This window comes from Cellulomonas chitinilytica, assembly GCF_016862675.1.
In the GTDB taxonomy this organism is placed as follows: Bacteria; Actinomycetota; Actinomycetes; order Actinomycetales; family Cellulomonadaceae; genus Cellulomonas; species Cellulomonas chitinilytica.
Map to the genome: position 1 here is coordinate 306,945 of NZ_BONK01000004.1, position 18,364 is coordinate 325,308.

An 18,364-nucleotide genomic window follows, 5' to 3' on the forward strand; every position below is an offset into this window, starting at 1 on the left:
GTACCGCACGCGCTGGTGTCACGAGCCGAGGAGCCATGGAGCTGATCGAGCACTCTGCCGCCGCCGGCACGATCACGGTGGAGACGCAGGAGGGCCGGACGGTCGTCGTCCTGGCAGGAGAGATCGACGCGGCGCTCCGTGAGGAGGCGAGCGCGTCGATGGGGCTCGCCCTCATCAACGGCCTGCCGATCGTGGTCGACTCCTCGCCGGCCACGTTCATCGACTCGTCGGGCCTCGCGTTCGTCCTGCAGCTGCACCTCGCGGCCCAGGAGGCCGGGATCCCCGTCACGCTGCGCGACCCCGGCCGGGTCGTGCGCGACGTGCTGGAGATGGTCGGGCTGTCGAGCGAGCTGCCGCACGAGCCGGAGCGCGTCGCGTCCCGCTGAGCGATCCCGCCGGCGTGTCGCGCCGCGGGTCCGGGACAGGCCGGGCGGCCTCTCCGGGACTGTCGGACCCCTCGGTTACGGTCCGGGCATGCGGATGCTCCACACGTCGGACTGGCACCTGGGCCGGTCGCTGCACGGGGTCGACCTGCTCGACCACCAGGCGGCGTACCTGGACCACCTGGTCGACGTCGTGCGCAGCGAGTCCGTGGGCGTCGTCGTGGTCGCGGGGGACGTGTACGACCGGGCGATCCCGCCCGTCGAGGCCGTCACCCTGCTGTCGGACGCGCTCGCGCGGCTGACCGAGCACGCCACGGTCGTCGTGACGTCCGGCAACCACGACTCCGCGACGCGGCTCGGGTTCGGGTCGGCGCTCATGCGCGAGCGGGTACGCCTGCGGACGCGGGTCGCCGAGCTCGCGGAGCCCGTGGTGCTCGCCGACGACGAGGGCGACGTGCTCGTCTACGGCGTCCCCTACCTCGACCCCGACTTCGCGCGGGCGTCCCTCGCGGACGACGGGGAGCCGCCCCTCGCGCGGTCGCACGAGGCCGTGACCGCGGCGGCGATGCGGCGGATCCGGGCCGACGTCGGGCGGCGCCCGGGCGGGTCGCGCTCGGTCGTCGCCGCGCACGCCTTCGTCGTGGGGGGCCTGCCCAGCGAGTCCGAGCGGGACATCCGGGTGGGTGGCGTCGACCACGTGCCCGCCGGGGTGTTCGACGGGGTCGACTACGTCGCGCTCGGCCACCTGCACGGGCCGCAGCGGGTGGGCGGGGCGGACGGCACCGTGCTGCGGTACAGCGGGTCGCCGCTGGCCTACTCGTTCTCCGAGCAGCACCACGCGAAGTCCATGGTCCTCGTCGACCTGGCCGGCACCGGGGCGGTGCGCACCGAGCTCGTCGCCGCGCCCGTGCCCCGGCGGCTCGCGGACGTCACGGGCACGCTCGACGACCTGCTGGGCTCGTCCGGAGAGGCGCACCTCGAGGACTGGGTCCGCGTCACGGTGACCGACACGCACCGGCCGCAGGACCTCGTGCGGCGCGTCCGGCACCGGTTCCCGCACGCGCTCGTCGTGCAGCACCGCGCCGCGGACGGTGGCCCCCGGCCGAGCCGCGCCACCGAGGTGACGGGAGCGCACGACCCGGTCGACGTCGCGGCCGACTTCGTGCACCACGTCACGGGCGTGGCGCCCGCCGACGACGAGCTCGCGGTCCTGCGTCGTGCGTACGAGCAGGTCGCCGACGTGGAGCGGAGCGCCTGATGCAGATCCGTTCCCTGATGCTGCAGGCGATCGGCCCGTTCGCCGACGCGCACACCATCGACTTCGACGCGCTGGGCGCCTCCGGGCTGTTCCTGCTCGACGGGCCGACGGGCTCCGGGAAGTCGACGCTCATCGACGCGATCGTGTTCGCGCTGTACGGCAAGGTCGCCTCGAGCGAGGCCAGCGACGACCGGCTGCGGTCCGCGTTCGCGGCGGACCACGTCGAGAGCGTCGTCGACCTCGTGTTCGAGGTGTCGTCCGGGCTGTACCGGGTGCGCCGGACGCCCGCGTTCCAGCGCGCCAAGAAGCGCGGCAGCGGCACGACGACGGCCCAGGCCACGGTCAAGGCGTGGCGGCTGCCGGCGGACGCCGACGTGCACGGCGGCCCCGCGGTGCTCGACCTGGTCGGAGTGCCGCTCGGCAACCGGCTCGACGAGGTCGGCGCCGAGATCCAGCGGGCCGTCGGCCTCGACCGCATGCAGTTCGTGCAGACCGTCGTGCTGCCCCAGGGGGAGTTCGCGCGGTTCCTGCGCTCCGACCCGGACAAGGAGCGCCGGGTCCTGCTGCAGAAGATCTTCGGCACCGAGGTGTACGAGCGCCTTCAGGTGCGGCTGGGGGAGATGCGTGCCGAGTCGAACCGGGCGGTCGAGGCCGCCCGAGGGGCGCTCGACGAGGCCGTCGCCCACCTCGTCGGCGCCGCTCGGCTCGACGAGGTCGAGGCCGACGAGCTGCGTGCGGCCGTCGACGCGGCAGCGCGACGCGGCGGGCCGACGGAGTCGCTCGCGGCCGACGTGGCGGACGTCGTCGGGCTGTGGGTGGACCGGCTCGCCGGGTCGGCCACGGCCGGACGTGCCGCGGCCGACGAGGCGGAACGCGCCCGGCAGGCGGCCCGGACGGCGCTCGACGCGGCTGCTGCGACGGCCGCGCTGCTCGAACGGCGGGACCGGCTCCGGGCCGAGCGGACCGCGCTCGCGGCGCAGGAGGACATGCAGGCGGAGGCGGTCGCCCGGCTCGCCGCAGGCCGCGCCGCACGGTCCGTCCACCCGCTGCTCGTGGCCGCCGACGCGGCCGAGGTCGAGGCCCAGGCGGCGCGCAAGGCCCTGGCGGCGGCGCTCGACGTGGCGCCCGCCGACCTGGTGCGTCCGGGACCGGACGCGTCGCGAGGCGCCGTCGCAGGCGGCCCGGGTGCGGGGCGCCCCCTGGACGAGGTGGCGCTTCGGCAGGTCGTGCCCGACGCCGAGGAGCTGCGCGGGCGGTTGCACGACGCGCACCGGCAGGCCGTCGCCGATGCAGCCGTGCTCGTGCGGGTCGTGCAGGTCGAGGCCCGCCTGGAGGCGCGGCGGCGCGCGCTGCGCGCGGGGCTCGACGAGCTCGACGACCTGGCCGTCGAGCTCGCGGCGCACGCCGCGTGGCTCGCCGGCCGTCCGGGCGAACGCGAGGCTCTCGCGGGTCGGCTCGACGCGGCGCGGGCGGCGGCGGCGCGGCTCGGCGAGCACGAGGCGGCGCTGCGGTCCGCCGAGGAGCTGCGTGGCGCCGTCGAGGCCCTCGGACGGGCCCGCGACGCGCTGGTGGCCGCCGAGGACGTCCGCGCCGCGGCGGGGCGCACCGCCGTCGTGGCGGTCGAGCGCGAGCGGGACCTGCGGCGGGCCCGCATCGCGGGCCTCGCGGGCGAGATCGCCGCGTCGCTGACCGACGGGCAGGCGTGCCCGGTGTGCGGCGGCGTCGAGCACCCCGACAAGGCGGTGCTCGGGGCCGACCACGTGTCGGCGACGCAGGTCGAGGACGCCGAGCGGGACAGGGTCGCGGCGGAGGCGTCGCTCACCGGGGCCCGTTCGCAGGTGGACGTGCTGACCGAGCGGGTGGCCGCCCTGGCCGCACGGGTCGGCGACGCCACCGAGGCCTCCGCGCTGCGGGCCGTCACCACGGCCACGGCGCAGGTGGACCAGTGCCGCGCGCACGTCGCCGACGCCGCGCGGCTGGCACCCGAGGTCGACGGGTTCGACGAGGCGACCCGTGCCCGGGAGCAGGCCCGCGGGACCGTCGAGCAGGAGCGCACCGCGCGTGCCGCCACGCTCGACGCGGAACGCGCCCTGCTCGGCACGGCCGAGACCGAGGTCATCGACGCGCGTGCCGACCACCCGACGGTGGCCGCCCGGCACGCCGCCCTCGAGGAGCGGGTCGAGGTCACGGCCGACCTCCTCGCGGCGCTCGCCGACCGGGAGACGGCCGCCGAGCACGCCGCCCGGCGGGACGCCGAGCTCACCGCCGGGCTCGCCGACACCGGGTTCGGGTCCGCGTCGGCAGCCCGGGACGCGCTGGTGCCCCCCGAGGTCCTCACCGAGCTGGCGACGCTCGTCGACGCCTACGGGCGGGCGGTCGACCGGGTCGAGGCCGGTCTCGCGGAGCCCGCGCTCGCGGCCCTCGCGGACGACGCCACCGTGGACCTCGCGGCGGTGCAGGACGCCGAGCGTGACGCGCGGGCGGCCGCCGACGCCGCGGCGGCCGTGGCGTCGCTCGCCGCCGACCGGGCCGCGGCCGCCGCGCGTGCCGGCGACTCCGTCCGGTCCGCCGCCGGGACGCTCGTGCGGCGGCTGCGCGACGCCGCGCCGGTCGCCCGGATGGCGGGGCTCGCGGCGGGCAACGGCGGGGACAACGGCAAGGGCCTGTCACTCGCCACGTTCGTGCTGATGCGGCGGTTCGAGGACGTCGTCGCCGCCGCCAACGACCGGCTGCTCGTGATGTCCGACGGGCGGTACGAGCTCGAGCGGTCCGACGAGAAGGAGGACGTCCGCTCCCGAAACACCGGCCTCGCGATGCGGGTCCTCGACCACCACACCGAGCAGGCGCGCGACCCGCGCTCCCTGTCCGGCGGGGAGACGTTCTACGTGTCGCTGTGCCTCGCGCTCGGCATGGCGGACGTCGTGACGGCCGAGGCCGGAGGCGTGGACCTCGGGACGCTCTTCGTCGACGAGGGGTTCGGCTCGCTCGACCCGCACACGCTCGACCAGGTGCTCGCCGAGCTGGGGCGGCTCCGTGCGGGCGGCCGGACCGTGGGGGTCGTCAGCCACGTGGAGGCGCTCAAGCAGTCGATCGCGGACCGCGTGGAGGTCCGACCCACCCCGCAGGGGCCGAGCACGCTCGTCGTCCGTGCCGGCTGACCCGCCCGCTCGTCACCAGGTCCACCCGCGGGACGCGAGCTCGACCTCCTCGCGGAACCGCTCGGCGGGGTCACCCTTCACGCGCTGCTCGACCTCGACGCCCGCGAGGTGGCACGCCTCGGCGAGCAGCTGGTCGTACGCGAGCTGCGAGGCGATGATCCGCTCCGCCCGGGCGAACGTGCGCGGGTCGAGCTCGAGCGCACGGACGTGGTCGGCGACGACCCCCAGCCGTTCCTGCACCCGCAGCGTCGCGAACGGGTCGTACACCGGTTCCTTGTGCCGACGCAGCCGGCCGGCCAGCCGTTCCAGCCGGATCGCGAGCGCGACCCGCCACCTCGGTGGCTCGTCGGCGCTCGGGAACACTGCCCACAGCGCGCTGAAGACGAGCGCCGGGGCGAAGAGGACAACCAGAAGAAGCAGCCACCCCATCGTGCGGTCCCTCGTTCGAACGCTTGTCCCCAGGCTAGGTCTGCGGTGTGACACACGCCACAGAGTTTCGTCTCGGTTGGGCCACAGGTGGGCGGGCCCACGGCGGGGTGCGGATGAGCAGGCCCTGAGCCCCTCGCGGGCGGGCCGGACGTGCCGATGGGTCACACCGTGAGCGCGATGCGGAGGACCCCGACGAGGGCCCGGCAGGCAGTGGGGGCCGGGCAGGCAGTGCGGGCAGGGCAGACGATGCTGGCCGGGCGAGTGGCAGGGGCCGGACACCCGGGCGTGGGGGGCGGCACGACGGTCCCGCTGCGGCTGCGCGCCGCCGTGCTCGGGGTCGCCCTCGTCGCGGTCGCCGGGCTGACCACCGGCTGCGAGGAGATCGCGGCCCCCGACGCGCCCGCCGCGACCGAGGCTGCCGCGACGCTCGCACCGGAGGCACCCGCCGGTGCGACGACACCCGACGTCACGGTCGCCGGCGACGACGCCCAGGCGGCTGCCGCCGCAGCGGCGACCTCCCAGCCGACCTCCGCCCTCGGCACGGTCGCGCTCCTGACCGTGAAGGGTCGTGCCCCCAAGACGGGGTACGACCGCGACCAGTTCGGCCCGGCGTGGCAGGACGTCGACCACAACGGCTGCGACACCCGCAACGACGTCCTGCGGCGCGACCTCACCGGAGCGGTCCTCAAGGCGGGGACGCACGACTGCGTCGTCCTGTCCGGGACGCTGGCCGACCCGTACGGCGGGAAGACGATCGCGTTCGTCCGCGGCCAGGACACGTCGTCCGCGGTGCAGATCGACCACGTGGTCGCGCTGTCCGACGCCTGGCAGAAGGGTGCCCAGCAGTGGGACGCGGGGCGCCGGGCGGCGCTCGGCAACGACCCGCTGAACCTGCTCGCGGTCGACGGCCCGCTCAACGGGCAGAAGGGCGACGGGGACACGGCGACGTGGCTGCCGCCGAACAAGGCGTACCGGTGCGCGTACGTCGCGCGGCAGGTCGCCGTGAAGTACACGTACGGGCTGTGGGTCACGGCCGCCGAGCGCGACGCGATGGTGTCGGTCCTGTCGACGTGCCCCGACGAGCCGCTGCCCGCCGGATCGTCCGTCCCACCGGCCCCGGCCCCGGCTCCCGCCCCGGCGCCGGCAGCCCCCGTCCCCGCCCCGGCACAGGCAGCACCCGCGCCCGCACCGGCGGACCCCCCGGCGGCGATCCCGTCGGCCGTGCCGCCGGTGGTCGTCACGTTCGCGAACTGCACGGAGGCATGGGCCGCCGGCGCGGCCCCGGTGCACGTGGGCGACCCGGGCTACGCGTCGCACCTGGACCGCGACGGCGACGGCATCGGATGTGAGAAGCGCCCCTGACCCCTACCGTGGGCGCGTGACCCCGACGCAGGCAGCGCGACCGTGAGCGCCCGTGGCCCGATCATCGGGCTGGTCGTCGTGGTCGTGCTCGGCGCCGGGGTGGTGGTCGCCGACCGGGTCGCGGCCGCCGAGGCGGAGAACCGGGCGGTCGAGGCGATCGAGCAGAACCTCGACGTCGAGGGGACGCCCGACGTGACGATCGACGGGTTCCCGTTCCTCACGCAGCTGCTGAGGGGGTCGCTCAAGGAGGTCACCGGCACGGTCGACGGCATGACCCTCGACGGGATCGACGCGACGGACGTCGAGGTCGAGGCGCGGGACGTGTCGACGAGCGAGCCGTACACGGTGGGGACGGGCTCGATCGCGGCGACGCTGCCGACGGCGTCGATCGAGAAGGTCGTCGCGGACCGCACGGACCTCGACGTGCAGGTGGCCGTCGAGGGCGGCGCCCTGAAGGCGTCGGGTCAGGTGCTCGGGCTGACCTTGTCGGCGACGCTGACGCCGCGGGTCGAGGACGGGCGGCTGCTCGTCGACGTGGGCGGGCTCCAGCTCGCGGGCCTGACGATCACGGTGGACGACCTCCCGGCGAGCATCCGCACCCGCCTGACCGACCTGGAGGTCCCGGTGAGCGGCCTCCCGGAGGGTCTGGTGCTCAGCGACGCGACCGTGGTGACGGACGGTGTGCGGATCACCGCGACGGGCACCGACGTGACGGTGCCGCTGGAGCAGAGCCCCTCGGGGACCAGCACGAGTCGGTAGGGTCCTCCCACCCGTCACGCGGCGGGTGCCGACCGACGAAGGAACGCCCGTGGACTGGTTGACCGACGCCTGGCACGACGTGACGACCGCGCAGCCGGTGCCGTCGACGACGGTCGTGCTGCTCACCGCCGCGGGGGTGCTCGTGTGCCTGGCGGTCCCGCCGCTGTGGCACGTCACCCGGCACGCGCTGACGATCGTGCACGAGGCGTCCCACGCGGGTGTCGCGGTGCTCGTCGGGCGGCGGCTGTCGGGGATCCGGGTGCACTCGGACACGTCGGGGCTGACGGTGTCCGTCGGCAAGCCGCGCGGGCCGGGCATGGTCGCGACGGCGGCCGCGGGGTACCTCGGGCCGGCCGTGCTGGGCGTGGGGGCGGCGTGGCTGCTGTCGCACGGCTTCGCCGTGGCGCTGCTGTGGTCGCTGCTCGTGGTGGTCGCGCTCGTGCTGGTGCAGATCCGCAACTGGTACGGCCTGTGGTCGGTGCTGGTGAGCGCTGCCGTGGTGGTGGTCGTGACGGTGTGGGGGTCGTCCGCGGTCCAGTCGACGTTCGCGTACGCGGTGACGTGGTTCTTGCTGCTGGGGGCGCCGCGTGCGGTGCTGGAGATGCAGGCGCAGCGCCGCCGTCGCCGGGGTGCCGCGGACACGTCCGACGCGGGTCTGCTCGCCCGGCTCACCCACCTGCCGGCGCTGCTGTGGGTCGGCGTGCTCCTGGTGCTGTGCCTCGCGGCGCTCGCGGTCGGCACGGTGTGGCTGGTGGGGCTGCAGGTCGGCTGAGGCCGTCGCACCGCGGCTCATCGCACGACCACGCACCCGTCGACGGCCCGGCCGAGGGCGTCCCGTTCGGCGGGCGTGACCCACAGGCCGTAGGCGGCTTTCACCCGGACCTGCCGCAGCGCGTACACGCACCGGTACCCGGGGTCGGGAGGGAGCCAGCCGGCGGCGTCGGCGGCGCCCTTGTCCTGGTTGGCGGGCCCGTCGACGGCGAGCAGGTTCGCCGGGTCGTTGGCGAAGGCCTCCCGCCGGGTCGAGCTCCACCGCTGTGCACCGGTCCGCCAGGCGGCGTCGAGCGCGACGACGTGGTCGATCTGCACGTCCGCGGAGCCGGGTCCGCGGGCGAACGGCACGGTCGCGCCGGTGTAGGGGTCGGTGAGCGTGCCGTGCAGGACGACGCAGTCGTGCGTCCCGGCCTCGAGCACCACCCGGGTGAGGTCGCGGCGGAGCACGTCGTTGCGGGTGTCGCACCCGTTGCGGTCGACGTCGGCCCAGGCGGTGCCGAACCGTGCCCGGTCGTAGCCTGCGTCGGACGCGGGGGCCCGGACGGCGAGCGACGCGAGGGCGGCCCTGCCGTCGGCGACGTCCGGGGCGCTCACGGGGTACCGGGCCGACGCCCGCGCGCGGGACCACACGGGTGCACCGAGCCCGACCGCCAGGCAGCCGGCGAGCAGCACCGCCCAACCCGCCGCGGCGCGGCGTGCCGCCGGGCTGCCCGGTCCTTCGTCCTCCCCCTGCCTTGCCACGCACCCTCCCGCGCCCGCCGCCCGCCGCCCACCGGTACCCGGGATCCTCGCTCGGGCGTCGCGGCACGCGCGCCGCCGGGGGACGGGCCAGGGGACGCCGGACGGCAGGCGCGGGCTGTGGTCACCTCGACCGGGAGCGAGCAGCCTGGCCGGCACCGCTTGACTTCGAGCGCACTCGAACGACGAGGCTCGAACCCATGACCCTCCCCACCCGCACCCTCGGCACCGCCGCGCACGGCACGGCACTCGACGTCTCCGCCCTCGGCCTCGGCTGCATGGGCATGTCCGCCTTCTACGGCGCCAGCTCCGACGAGGGCACCCCCGACGAGCAGGAGTCGATCGCGACCCTGCACCGCGCGCTCGACCTCGGCGTCACGTTCTTCGACACGGCCGAGATGTACGGCCCGCACACCAACGAGCGGCTCGTCGGCAAGGGCCTGCGGGGACGGCGCGACGAGGTGGTCCTGGCGACCAAGTTCGGCATCGTCCGCGACCCGGACGACCCGGCGGGGCGCCGCCTCGACGGCACCCCCGACAACGTCCGGTCGTCGGTGGACGGCAGCCTGCAGCGGCTCGGCGTCGACACCATCGACCTCTACTACCAGCACCGGGTCGACCCGAAGGTGCCGGTCGAGGAGACCGTCGGGGCGCTCGCGGAGCTCGTGACCGCGGGCAAGATCCGTGGCTACGGCATGTCGGAGGCGTCGGCCGAGACGATCCGCCGCGCCCACGCGGTGCACCCGGTGACGGCGCTGCAGACCGAGTACTCGCTGTTCACGCGGGACGTCGAGGCGACGATCCTGCCGACGCTGCGCGAGCTCGGCATCGGCCTGGTGCCCTACTCCCCGCTCGGCCGCGGCGTCCTGACCGGTGCGATCACGTCGACCGACGCCCTCGCGGCGGACGACTTCCGGCGCAGCAACCCGCGGTTCCAGGGGGAGGCGTTCGAGGCGAACCTGCGCCTCGTCGACCGGGTCCGGTCGCTCGCGGCCGAGCTCGGGGTCAGCCCGGCGCAGCTCGCGCTGGCGTGGGTCCTGGCGCAGGGCGACGACGTGGTGCCGATCCCCGGGACGCGCCGCGTCGGCCGCCTGGAGGAGAACGTCGGGGCCGCGGCGGTGACGCTCACGGCCGACGACCTCGCGGCCCTCACGGACGCCGTCCCGGCGGGTGCCGCGGCGGGTGCCCGGTACGCCGACATGAGTGCCGTGCAGTCCTGACGCCGCCGGTTCCGCGCGCCGAGACGCCCGTTGACTTCGAGTGCACTCGAAGAGTGATCATCGAGCCATGAGCGTCGCGACCGCCGACACCGCCCTGACCATCGCCGAGGCGGCGGAGGTCACCGGCGTCACGACCCACACGCTGCGCTACTACGAGCGCGACGGGCTGATGCTGGCCGTGGACCGGGCGCCGTCGGGCCACCGCCGGTACACCGAGCAGGACCTCGGCTGGATCCGCCTGGTGACGCGGCTGCGGGCCACGGGCATGCCGATCCGCGAGGTCCGCGCGTACGCCGACCTGGTGCGGGCGGGCGACGGGAACGAGGCGGACCGCCTCGCGCTGCTGCGCGCGCACCGCGACCGGGTGCGCGCGCAGCTGGCCGAGGTGGCGACGCACCTGGACGCGATCGAGCTGAAGATCGCGGTGTACGAGACCCAGGCGCTGGCGTGCGGCGTGGAGGGCGGCGGTCTGACGAAGGTCCCGTCCTCCCGGCCGGCACGCCGCGCCGCGCCCGGTGGGCGGGCGGGCACCTGCGCAGGACCTGCACATGTCGAGGCGGGGGCCGGCACCCGCCGGCGCCTACCGTCGGGGGCGTGAACCCCCGGTCCCGTGCCGTCCTCGCCGGTGTCGCGGCGCTCGTCGTCGTCGCGGGCGTCGCCGTCGCGCGGCTCGGTGACGGGCCGTGGGCCGACCCCGCCGGGGACGCGCTGTACGCGGCGCTCGTGTACCTGCTGGTCCTGCTCGTCGCCCCGCGGGTGTCGCCCTGGGTGGCGGCCGGGGTGGCGACGGCGTTCTGCACGGCGGTCGAGCTGCTGCAGCTCACGGGCGTCCCTGCGGTGCTCGTCGGGCACGTGCCCGTGCTGCGGTACGCGCTCGGCACGACGTTCAACGCCGTCGACCTCGTCGTCTACGCCGCCGCGGCGACCGTGGCGGCCCTCGTCGACCGGGCCGCCACCCGGCACGTGGTCCGAGCGGACTCGCCGCGGCCCGGCGTGGCCCGGCGGGCCGCCGACTGACAGTCTGTCCCCATGGACCCCTCGTACTCGCTCGCCGTGCGGCTGGCCTGCGAGTTCATCGGCACGGCGATCCTGCTCATCCTCGGGAACGGCACCGTCGCCAACGTCCACCTCAAGGGGTCCAAGGGGTACGGCGGCGGCTGGTCGCTCATCGCCATGGGGTACGGGTTCGGCGTGATGATCCCGGCGGTGATGTTCGGGGGGATCAGCGGCAACCAGATCAACCCGGCGTTCACCCTGGGCCTCGCGGCGTGGGGGCTGTTCCCGTGGTCGGAGGTCGCGCCGTACATCGCCGCGCAGATGCTCGGGGCGATGGCCGGCCAGCTCGCGATCGTCGTCACGCACAAGCCGTACTACGACAAGACGACGAACCCGGACGACATCCTCGCGACGTTCTCGACGATCAACGCCGCGCACTCCCGGTCCAACGGGTTCCTCAACGAGCTGCTCGGGTCCGTCGTGCTGTTCTCGTGCGCGCTCGGCATCGTGCACTCGCCGCTCACCGCGAACGAGCCCGGGGTCGCGCACGTCGTGATCGGGTTCCTGGTGTGGGGGCTGGTCGCGGGTCTGGGCGGGCCGACCGGTCCGGCGCTCAACCCGGCGCGCGACCTGGGCCCGCGCATCATGCACGCGCTGCTGCCGCTGCGGCACAAGGGCCCGTCGGATTGGCGCTACTCGTGGGTGCCGGTCGTCGCCCCGATCCTCGGTGGGCTCATCGGGGTGGGCGGCTGGAAGCTGCTGCTCGGCTGACCCTCGGTCAGTCCGCGATCGGCTCCAGCACGAACACGGGGATCAGCCGGTCCGTCTTCGTCTGGTAGCCGGCGTACGCGGGCCACGTGACGAGCGCCCGGTCCCACCAGGTCGCCCGCTCCTCACCCGCGAGCTCGCGCGCCAGGTAGTCCTTCTTGACGGCCCCGTCCTGCAGCTCGACGTGGGGGTGCGCGACGAGGTTGTGGTACCACGCGGGGTGCTGCGGGGCGCCGCCCTTCGACGCGACCACGGCGTAGCTCCCGTCGTGCTCGACGCGCATGAGGGCGGTCTTGTGGAGCTTGCCGCTGCGCGCGCCGACGGTCGTCAGCACGATCACGGGCTTGCCCTGCAAGGTCGCGGCCTCGCGGCCGCCCGTGCGCTCGTAGGTCTCGGCCTGCGTGCGGGCCCAGTCGGAGGTGCTGGGGGCGTACTCACCGGTCAGAGGCATGTCGGTGGCAACCGGTCGCGGGCGACCGGCATTCCCGTCGACGCGGCGCACGAACCTGTCGTCCACAGGCGGCTCAAAGGCCGGACACAGGCCCGCGCCGCCCGCTAACCTCCAGCGACCCGCTCGCCGACCCGCCCCGAGGACCCCCGCGCATGAAGCTGAACCCGCCCCCGAACTGGCCGACCCCCGCCGAGGGCTGGCCCACGGACCCGTCGTGGACGCCCGACCCGTCGCTCCCCGAGCCGCCCCCCGGCTGGCAGCTGTGGGTCGACGACGACGCGCCGGTCGCCGGTGAGGTCGCCGAGGGCACCCGGCACCACAAGCAGGCCGTCGGGGCGTTCTGGTTCGGCGTGCTGCTGTTCCTCGGCGGCGCGATCTCCACGTACATCGCGTCGGGCGCCAGCGGCGGGGTCATCTGGTACGGCGGCATGATCTTCGGCGCGGTGCTGCTGTTCCGCGCGTTCGCCGCGTACCGGTCGTCGCGCAAGGAGGGTGCGCCCGCCCTGGGCGTGCTCGGCAAGGTCGCCGCGGTCGTCGGGGTCGTCGCGTGCCTCGGCACCGGCATCACCGCCGTGAGCGCGCTGATCGGGGCGGAGACCGTCGCGCAGGGTGTCGGCTCGTGCTGGGCGGTCGACGACGAGGACAACGCCCTGCCGGTGTCGTGCGACGACGAGCACCAGTTCAAGGTCGCCGCCGAGCAGGTCGACCCCGAGCAGTGCCCGGAGGAGTCGGCCACCTACCTCGAGAGCGACGACGGCGACAGCGTCCTCTGCCTCGTCCAGGACTGACCGCGCCGGACGGGCCCGTCGCGCACGTGCGACGGGCCCGTCCGTGCGTCCTGCCGCCCGTGTGCGGCCCCGAGGCCACCCGCCTACCCTGGACGGCGGGGGTGAGCGACGATGCACGCTGAGGTCGGTGACAAGGTCGTCATGCACGGCCGGACGGTCGGGACGGTGACCCGGTCGGGGACGGTCGTCGAGGCGCGCGGGCAGGACGGCGCACCGCCGTACCTGGTCCGCTTCGACGACGGGCACGAGGCCCTCGTGTTCCCGGGGCCGGACGTCCACGTGGAGCATCCCGCGGCGTCCTGACGCGCGAGCCACCACAGGAGCTCGAGGGCGAGCCTCACCCGCCGCACCGGTCGTCGGTCAGACGTCGGGCGGTGAGTCCGGGCGCGCGTGGGCCGCCGCCGGCGGGCCGTTCCGTGGCATGGACGCGGCGGCGAGGAGGGTGCCGACCGCCACGACGGCCACCGCGACGAACGCCGCCGTCACCGCCTGCTGGAACAGGTCGGGCGCCTGCGTGGCGTCGAGCCCGTCCATGTGCCCGTTGACGAGCGCGCCGAGCGCCGCGACGCCGACGGCGCTGCCCATCGACCGGGCGAACAGGTTGGCGCCGGTGACGACGCCGCGCTCGCTCCACCCGACGCTCGCCTGCGCCGCGATGAGGCTGGGCGTGGCGACGAGCCCGAGGCCGACCCCGATCAGGAAGCAGCACAGCCCCACGACCCACAGCGTCGGCCGGGCGGACGTGAGCGCCAGCGTCGTGGCTCCCACCACCACGACCGACGTGCCGATGAGCGCGGTCGTCCGGAACCCGAGCCGCAGGTACAGGCGGCCCGACTGGGACGCGCTGATCGGCCAGCCGATCGTGAGGGTCGCGAGCGTCAGCCCGGAGACCAGGGGCGTGACGTGCAGCAGCGCCTCGAGGTAGCTCGGCACGTACGACGTGAGGCCGAGCAGGACGGCCCCGACGCCGACCCCGACGAGGGCGGTGGACCGCAGCAGCGGCCGGGAGAACACCCACAGCGGCAGCACCGGCTCGGTGGCCCGCCGCTCGACGAGCACGAACCCGACCAGCAGCACCGCGGCGACGGACAGGGACACGATCGACGGCGCCGACGCCCACGCCCACGCGTTCCCGCCCTCGAGGAGCCCCAGGATGAGCAGGCTGAGCCCGGCGGTGAGCAGGGCGCCGCCCGTCCAGTCGATGCGGTGCCGGGTGCGTTCCACGGTCTCGTGCAGGTACCGGACGAGCAGCGACGCCGCCGCGACGCACAGCGGGATGTTCACGAAGAAGATCCACCGCCACGACAGGTACTCGGAGAACACCCCGCCGAGCGTCGGCCCGACGACGGACGACACCCCCCACACGCTCGCGATGTACCCCTGGGCCTTGGCCCGCTCGGCGACCGTGTAGATGTCCCCCGCGATCGTCACCGCCATCGGCTGCACCGCACCGGCGCCGAGCCCCTGCACCGCCCGGAACGCGATGAGCGCCGGCATGCTCCACGCGACCCCGCAGAGCACCGACCCGACGAGGAACAGCCCGATGCCCACGAGGATCACGGGCTTGCGGCCGACGGTGTCCGCGAGCTTGGAGTAGATCGGGACGGACACGGCCTGCGTGAGCAGGTAGATCGAGAACAGCCACGGGAAGGACGTGAACCCGCCGAGGTCCCGGACGATCGTCGGCACCGCCGTCGCGAGGATCGTCGCGTCGATGGCGACGAGGCCGGTGGTCGTCATGATGGCGACGAGGATCGGGCCGCGGTCGGACCGGAAGCCGACGCTCGCGCGCGTCACAGGGGCGGTGCTCACTCCACCTCCAGGTCGATGCACCGTGCAGGTATTCCCGCCGACCGTAGGCTGACCGGCGTGGACCAGCAGCGCGAATATCGGATGACCGGGTTCGTCGTGCGGGAGCACCGGGTGCCGGTGCCGGTGGACTGGACGGACCCGGCGCGGTTCGGGTCGATCGACGTGTTCGTCCGGGAGCTCGTCGACCCGCTGCGGGCGTCCGAGGACCTGCCGCTGCTGCTCTTCCTGCAGGGTGGCCCCGGCGGCCAGGGTCCGCGACCGCTCGGCGGCGGGTGGGTCGCGAAGGCGCTCGAGAAGCACCGGCTCGTGCTGCTCGACCAGCGGGGGACCGGCCGCTCGTCCCGGGTCGACGGTCGCAGCATCGCCCGGTTCGACGACGCCGCCACCGCTGCCGACTACCTCGCGTGCTTCCGCGGCGACGCGATCGTCTCCGACGCCGAGCACGTCCGCGCCACCCTGTACGGCGGCCGGACGTGGGCGACGCTCGGCCAGTCCTACGGCGGCTTCCTCACGCTCACCTACCTGTCCCGTCACCCCGAGGCCCTCACGGCCTGCTACGTCACCGGCGGCCTCCCGGGGATCACGGCCGACGCCGAGGCCGTCTACCGGCACACGTTCCGTCGTCAGGCCGCCCGGAACAACGAGCTCGCCCGCCGGCACCCCGGCGACGTCGTCGCGCTCGGCGCGCTCGCGGACCGGCTCGCCGGCGGCGGCGTCGTGCTGCCCAACGGTGACCCGTTCACGCCCGAGCGGCTCCAGACGCTCGGCATGGGGCTCGGCATGAGCACCGGGATCGACGAGGTGCACTGGCTGCTCGACACCGCGCTCGACGACCACGGGGAGCCCGCGCCCGGATTCCTCGCGAACGTCGCGCACCAGACGTCGTTCGACACCAACCCCCTGTACGCGGTGCTGCAGGAGGTCATCTACCACCAGGGCGAGCGGTCCGGCGGCTGGGCCGCGCAGGCGGAGCTCGAACGGTGGGAGTGGTTCGCGTCGTCCGCGCGTCCGCTGCTGCTCACGGGGGAGGCGATGTTCCCGTGGATGTACGAGCAGCACGCCGCCCTGCGGCCGTTCCGGGACGCCGCGCACCGGCTCGCCGAGCGCCGCTGGTGGCCGGACCTGTATGACACCGACCGGCTCGCGGCCAACGAGGTGCCCGTCGCGGCCGTGCAGTACTACGACGACCCGTACGTGGACCTCGACCTGGCCCTCGCGACCGCCGACGCCGTCGGCAACACCCAGGTGTGGATCACGAACGAGTTCCTGCACGACGGGCTGCGGGCGTCCGGGGACGTCATCCTGCCGCGCCTGCTCGACCTCGCCGCCGGGACGTGGTCGGTGACCGGGCGGTAGGCAGGGCGAGGCCGCCCCGATGTCGGTGGTCGGGGCGACGATGGACCGACCACTTGCCGCGCACACGGAGGCATCGTCATGGAGTTCAGGCTGGAGCTCGTGTTCGTCCCGGTCAGCGACGTGGACCGGGCCAAGACGTTCTACGCCGACCAGGTCGGGTTCCACGTCGACCACGACCAGACGGTCAGCGACGACCTGCGGTTCGTCCAGCTCACCGCCCCCGGGTCGGCGTGCTCGATCGCCATCGGCACGGGACTCATCGACACGGTCCCCGGGTCGCTCAAGGGGCTGCAGGTCGTGGTCGACGACGCCGACGCCGCGCGGGAGTTCCTGATCGAGCGGGGCGTCGAGGCGTCGCCGGTGCAGGACCTCGCGTGGGGGCGGTTCACGGGGTTCAAGGACCCCGACGGCAACGAGTGGACGATCCAGCAGCTCCCGGCCTGGCGGGGGTCGGCGGGCTGAACGGTGCGTCCGCAGGACGGGACCGGAGCCCTGACCTGCGCGGCAAGGTCAAGATCGGCCCTCGGCGTGCCGACGGATCGGTGTGGACGGTGAGACGGGCGTGCCCGCCGGGTGGTACGACGACGGCACGACGCCGGGCGTCCGGCGGTGGTACGACGGCTCCACCTGGACCGAGCACGTCCGGCCGGTCGACGGGCCGGTCGCCACGCCGGCGGCCCCGGCCCGGCACGTAGGTCAGGTCGCACCGCAGCCCACGGGGCCGGTCGCGGCGGCGTCGCAGGGGTGGTCGCCCGGGACGCTCGACCCTTCTCTCGACCTGCCCCCGGTCACGCACGACGCCGCCGTGCCCGCGTGGGCCGGCGCGCAGCACACCCCCGTCGAGAGCACCATCCGTACTTATGGCGGTCCCGGTGCGCCGGTCGGGCGCCCCGGCGGGGGCGTGTCACCTGGTGCTGCCGCGCCCGGCGCCCCGGTCGGGTTCGGCACCCCCGTCGGCTTCGGCAGCACCAGCGGGTTCGGCACCCCCGTCGGCTTCGGCAGCCCCGCCGGGATCGGAGGGCTCGGCGACGCCGGGCACCACCGGTCGTGGTCGATCGGCCAGTTCTGGGCCGGTCTCGGGGTCCTGACGCTCGGCGGGGTCACGGGTCTCCTGGCGGGCGGATCCCACGGCGGGGTCGTGTGGACGGGCGGTCTCGTGACCGGGACGGTGCTCCTCGTCCGCGCGGGCCTCTCGTTCCGGTCCGCGAGAGCCGCCGGGGCACCGGCGCCCAGCGGGCCGGGGATGGTGGTGGCGGCCCTCGGGACGCTCGTCGCGGTCGTCGTCGGCGTCAGTGGCCTGCTCCACTCCACGTCAGGCCTCGGCGTCGGTCCGTTCCGTGGGCTGCCGGGGCCGGTCGCGGGGTCGTGCTGGCGGACCGTGTCGGAGGCCGCGTCGCGGGCCGACGTCAGCGAGGTCGTCGAGGTGCGGTGCTCGGGCGTGCACGACTTCACGGCCCGGCTCGCCACCCCTGACCCGGCGGCGTGCCAGCTCCTGACGGAGACCCTGCTGGACCTGGACGACGGCACCTACCTGTGTCTCGTCCCGACGTCGACCGGCGGCTCCCCGACCTGACGGACGTCGCGCGTCAGTGCATCCAGGGCGTGTACGTGACGCCGACGAGCAGTCCCTCGGGGCTGAGCAGGCGGGCCGTCGTCTGGCCCCAGGGCTCCTCGGTGGGGTCCTTGAGCACCCGGTGACCCTGGGCGCGCAGCTCGGCGACGGCGGGCGCGATCTCGTCGACCGAGCCGAGGTCGAGCTCGAGCCACGCCTGCGGCTCGGGGACGTCGGCCGGCCACTGCGGGGTGCCGAACGTGGACTCGGCGGCCTGCGCGAGCGGCCACAGCGCGAACGCCTTGACGCCGTCGAGGGTGTCGTTCGTGAGGTAGCCCGGCGCGGGCTCCTCGAGCTCGATCCCGAGCCCGTCGGACCAGAACGCGCGGGCGGCGGCACCGTCCCGGGTGACCGGGCCGAACCCGGCGACGAACGCGACCTTCATGGCGATCCCTCCTTCGGCTGACGTCCCGACGCTAGCCACGGCCGCCCACAGCCGCACGGACGGGCCGCCGAGCCGACCACAGCACAGCGTGTGCACAGACCTTTCACAACCGGAT

At 75.0% G+C, this 18,364-nt stretch carries 20 protein-coding genes; 15 read left to right on the forward strand and 5 right to left on the reverse strand.

Annotated features, from left to right (window positions below; genetic code table 11):
* The first annotated feature begins 35 nt into the window (after positions 1-35).
* The 3 genes from Cch01nite_RS07940 (at position 36) to Cch01nite_RS07950 (ending at position 4,799) form a co-directional block, all read left to right on the forward strand.
* Positions 36-386: an STAS domain-containing protein gene (locus tag Cch01nite_RS07940; protein WP_203750897.1), complete on the forward strand. Its 351-nt coding sequence runs from the start codon at positions 36-38 to the stop codon at positions 384-386.
* A gap of 88 nt (positions 387-474) precedes the next feature.
* Positions 475-1,641, forward strand: a complete 1,167-nt coding sequence (locus Cch01nite_RS07945; RefSeq protein ID WP_203750899.1) for an exonuclease SbcCD subunit D — start codon at positions 475-477, stop codon at positions 1,639-1,641.
* A complete protein-coding gene (locus tag Cch01nite_RS07950) occupies positions 1,641-4,799 on the forward strand; it encodes an AAA family ATPase (RefSeq protein WP_203750902.1) in 3,159 nt (1,052 codons plus the stop codon). The genes Cch01nite_RS07945 and Cch01nite_RS07950 overlap by 1 nt, the downstream gene beginning before the upstream one ends.
* Positions 4,800-4,811: 12 nt before the next feature.
* Here Cch01nite_RS07950 and Cch01nite_RS07955 read toward each other — a convergent pair whose 3' ends face one another.
* Positions 4,812-5,228, reverse strand: coding sequence for a hypothetical protein (locus Cch01nite_RS07955; RefSeq protein ID WP_203750905.1), 417 nt, complete (start codon positions 5,226-5,228; stop codon positions 4,812-4,814).
* Positions 5,229-5,489: 261 nt separating this feature from the next.
* Here Cch01nite_RS07955 and Cch01nite_RS07960 point away from each other — a divergent pair, with 261 nt between their 5' ends.
* Genes Cch01nite_RS07960 through Cch01nite_RS07970 form a run of 3 tightly spaced genes read left to right on the forward strand, consistent with a single transcriptional unit; the run spans position 5,490 to position 8,121 of the window.
* Positions 5,490-6,590 carry a GmrSD restriction endonuclease domain-containing protein gene (locus Cch01nite_RS07960; RefSeq protein WP_239070054.1) on the forward strand — a complete coding sequence of 367 codons (1,101 nt, stop codon included), beginning with the start codon at positions 5,490-5,492 and terminating at the stop codon, positions 6,588-6,590.
* Positions 6,591-6,632: 42 nt separating this feature from the next.
* Positions 6,633-7,349: an LmeA family phospholipid-binding protein gene (locus tag Cch01nite_RS07965; protein ID WP_239070055.1), complete on the forward strand. Its 717-nt coding sequence runs from the start codon at positions 6,633-6,635 to the stop codon at positions 7,347-7,349.
* Positions 7,350-7,398: 49 nt separating this feature from the next.
* The gene (locus tag Cch01nite_RS07970; RefSeq protein WP_203750911.1) at positions 7,399-8,121 is read left to right on the forward strand and encodes a M50 family metallopeptidase; all 723 of its coding nucleotides are present in this window, start codon (positions 7,399-7,401) and stop codon (positions 8,119-8,121) included.
* Between the two features lie 17 nt (positions 8,122-8,138).
* Here Cch01nite_RS07970 and Cch01nite_RS07975 read toward each other — a convergent pair whose 3' ends face one another.
* Entirely contained in the window at positions 8,139-8,864 is a 726-nt protein-coding gene (locus Cch01nite_RS07975) for an HNH endonuclease family protein (protein WP_239070057.1), read from the reverse strand.
* Positions 8,865-9,061: 197 nt separating this feature from the next.
* Here Cch01nite_RS07975 and Cch01nite_RS07980 point away from each other — a divergent pair, with 197 nt between their 5' ends.
* The 4 genes from Cch01nite_RS07980 to Cch01nite_RS07995 all read left to right on the forward strand — a co-directional run bounded on the left by Cch01nite_RS07980 (position 9,062) and on the right by Cch01nite_RS07995 (position 11,848).
* Entirely contained in the window at positions 9,062-10,081 is a 1,020-nt protein-coding gene (locus Cch01nite_RS07980) for an aldo/keto reductase (RefSeq protein ID WP_203750914.1), read from the forward strand.
* A 67-nt stretch (positions 10,082-10,148) separates the two neighbouring features.
* Complete coding sequence (locus Cch01nite_RS07985) at positions 10,149-10,679, forward strand: MerR family transcriptional regulator (RefSeq protein ID WP_203750922.1); 531 nt, start codon at positions 10,149-10,151, stop codon at positions 10,677-10,679.
* Complete coding sequence (locus Cch01nite_RS07990; RefSeq protein WP_203750925.1) at positions 10,676-11,098, forward strand: DUF2809 domain-containing protein; 423 nt, start codon at positions 10,676-10,678, stop codon at positions 11,096-11,098. The genes Cch01nite_RS07985 and Cch01nite_RS07990 overlap by 4 nt, the downstream gene beginning before the upstream one ends.
* A gap of 12 nt (positions 11,099-11,110) precedes the next feature.
* Complete coding sequence (locus Cch01nite_RS07995) at positions 11,111-11,848, forward strand: MIP/aquaporin family protein (RefSeq protein WP_203750935.1); 738 nt, start codon at positions 11,111-11,113, stop codon at positions 11,846-11,848.
* A gap of 7 nt (positions 11,849-11,855) precedes the next feature.
* On the opposite strand, the gene Cch01nite_RS08000 is transcribed toward Cch01nite_RS07995, so the two are convergent.
* On the reverse strand, positions 11,856-12,296 hold the full coding sequence (locus tag Cch01nite_RS08000) for a nitroreductase family deazaflavin-dependent oxidoreductase (protein WP_203750937.1): 441 nt from the start codon (positions 12,294-12,296) through the stop codon (positions 11,856-11,858).
* Positions 12,297-12,448: 152 nt separating this feature from the next.
* Between Cch01nite_RS08000 and Cch01nite_RS08005 the strand changes: the two genes are divergently transcribed.
* Both Cch01nite_RS08005 and Cch01nite_RS08010 read left to right on the forward strand, forming a co-directional pair.
* Positions 12,449-13,084 carry an LppU/SCO3897 family protein gene (locus Cch01nite_RS08005; RefSeq protein ID WP_203750939.1) on the forward strand — a complete coding sequence of 212 codons (636 nt, stop codon included), beginning with the start codon at positions 12,449-12,451 and terminating at the stop codon, positions 13,082-13,084.
* Positions 13,085-13,195: 111 nt separating this feature from the next.
* Positions 13,196-13,387, forward strand: a complete 192-nt coding sequence (locus tag Cch01nite_RS08010; RefSeq protein WP_203750942.1) for a DUF1918 domain-containing protein — start codon at positions 13,196-13,198, stop codon at positions 13,385-13,387.
* A gap of 57 nt (positions 13,388-13,444) precedes the next feature.
* On the opposite strand, the gene Cch01nite_RS08015 is transcribed toward Cch01nite_RS08010, so the two are convergent.
* Positions 13,445-14,824, reverse strand: a complete 1,380-nt coding sequence (locus tag Cch01nite_RS08015; RefSeq protein WP_203751180.1) for an MDR family MFS transporter — start codon at positions 14,822-14,824, stop codon at positions 13,445-13,447.
* A gap of 129 nt (positions 14,825-14,953) precedes the next feature.
* Here Cch01nite_RS08015 and Cch01nite_RS08020 point away from each other — a divergent pair, with 129 nt between their 5' ends.
* From Cch01nite_RS08020 to Cch01nite_RS08030, 3 genes are all read left to right on the forward strand, one after another.
* Positions 14,954-16,252, forward strand: a complete 1,299-nt coding sequence (locus Cch01nite_RS08020; RefSeq protein WP_373309877.1) for an alpha/beta fold hydrolase — start codon at positions 14,954-14,956, stop codon at positions 16,250-16,252.
* Between the two features lie 78 nt (positions 16,253-16,330).
* Positions 16,331-16,714 (forward strand): VOC family protein, encoded by a 384-nt coding sequence (locus tag Cch01nite_RS08025; RefSeq protein ID WP_203750943.1) that lies wholly within the window; start codon positions 16,331-16,333, stop codon positions 16,712-16,714.
* Positions 16,715-16,796: 82 nt separating this feature from the next.
* Positions 16,797-17,825 (forward strand): DUF2510 domain-containing protein, encoded by a 1,029-nt coding sequence (locus Cch01nite_RS08030; protein ID WP_203750946.1) that lies wholly within the window; start codon positions 16,797-16,799, stop codon positions 17,823-17,825.
* Positions 17,826-17,838: 13 nt separating this feature from the next.
* Here Cch01nite_RS08030 and Cch01nite_RS08035 read toward each other — a convergent pair whose 3' ends face one another.
* A complete protein-coding gene (locus tag Cch01nite_RS08035) occupies positions 17,839-18,249 on the reverse strand; it encodes a VOC family protein (protein ID WP_203750949.1) in 411 nt (136 codons plus the stop codon).
* Positions 18,250-18,364 lie beyond the last annotated feature (115 nt).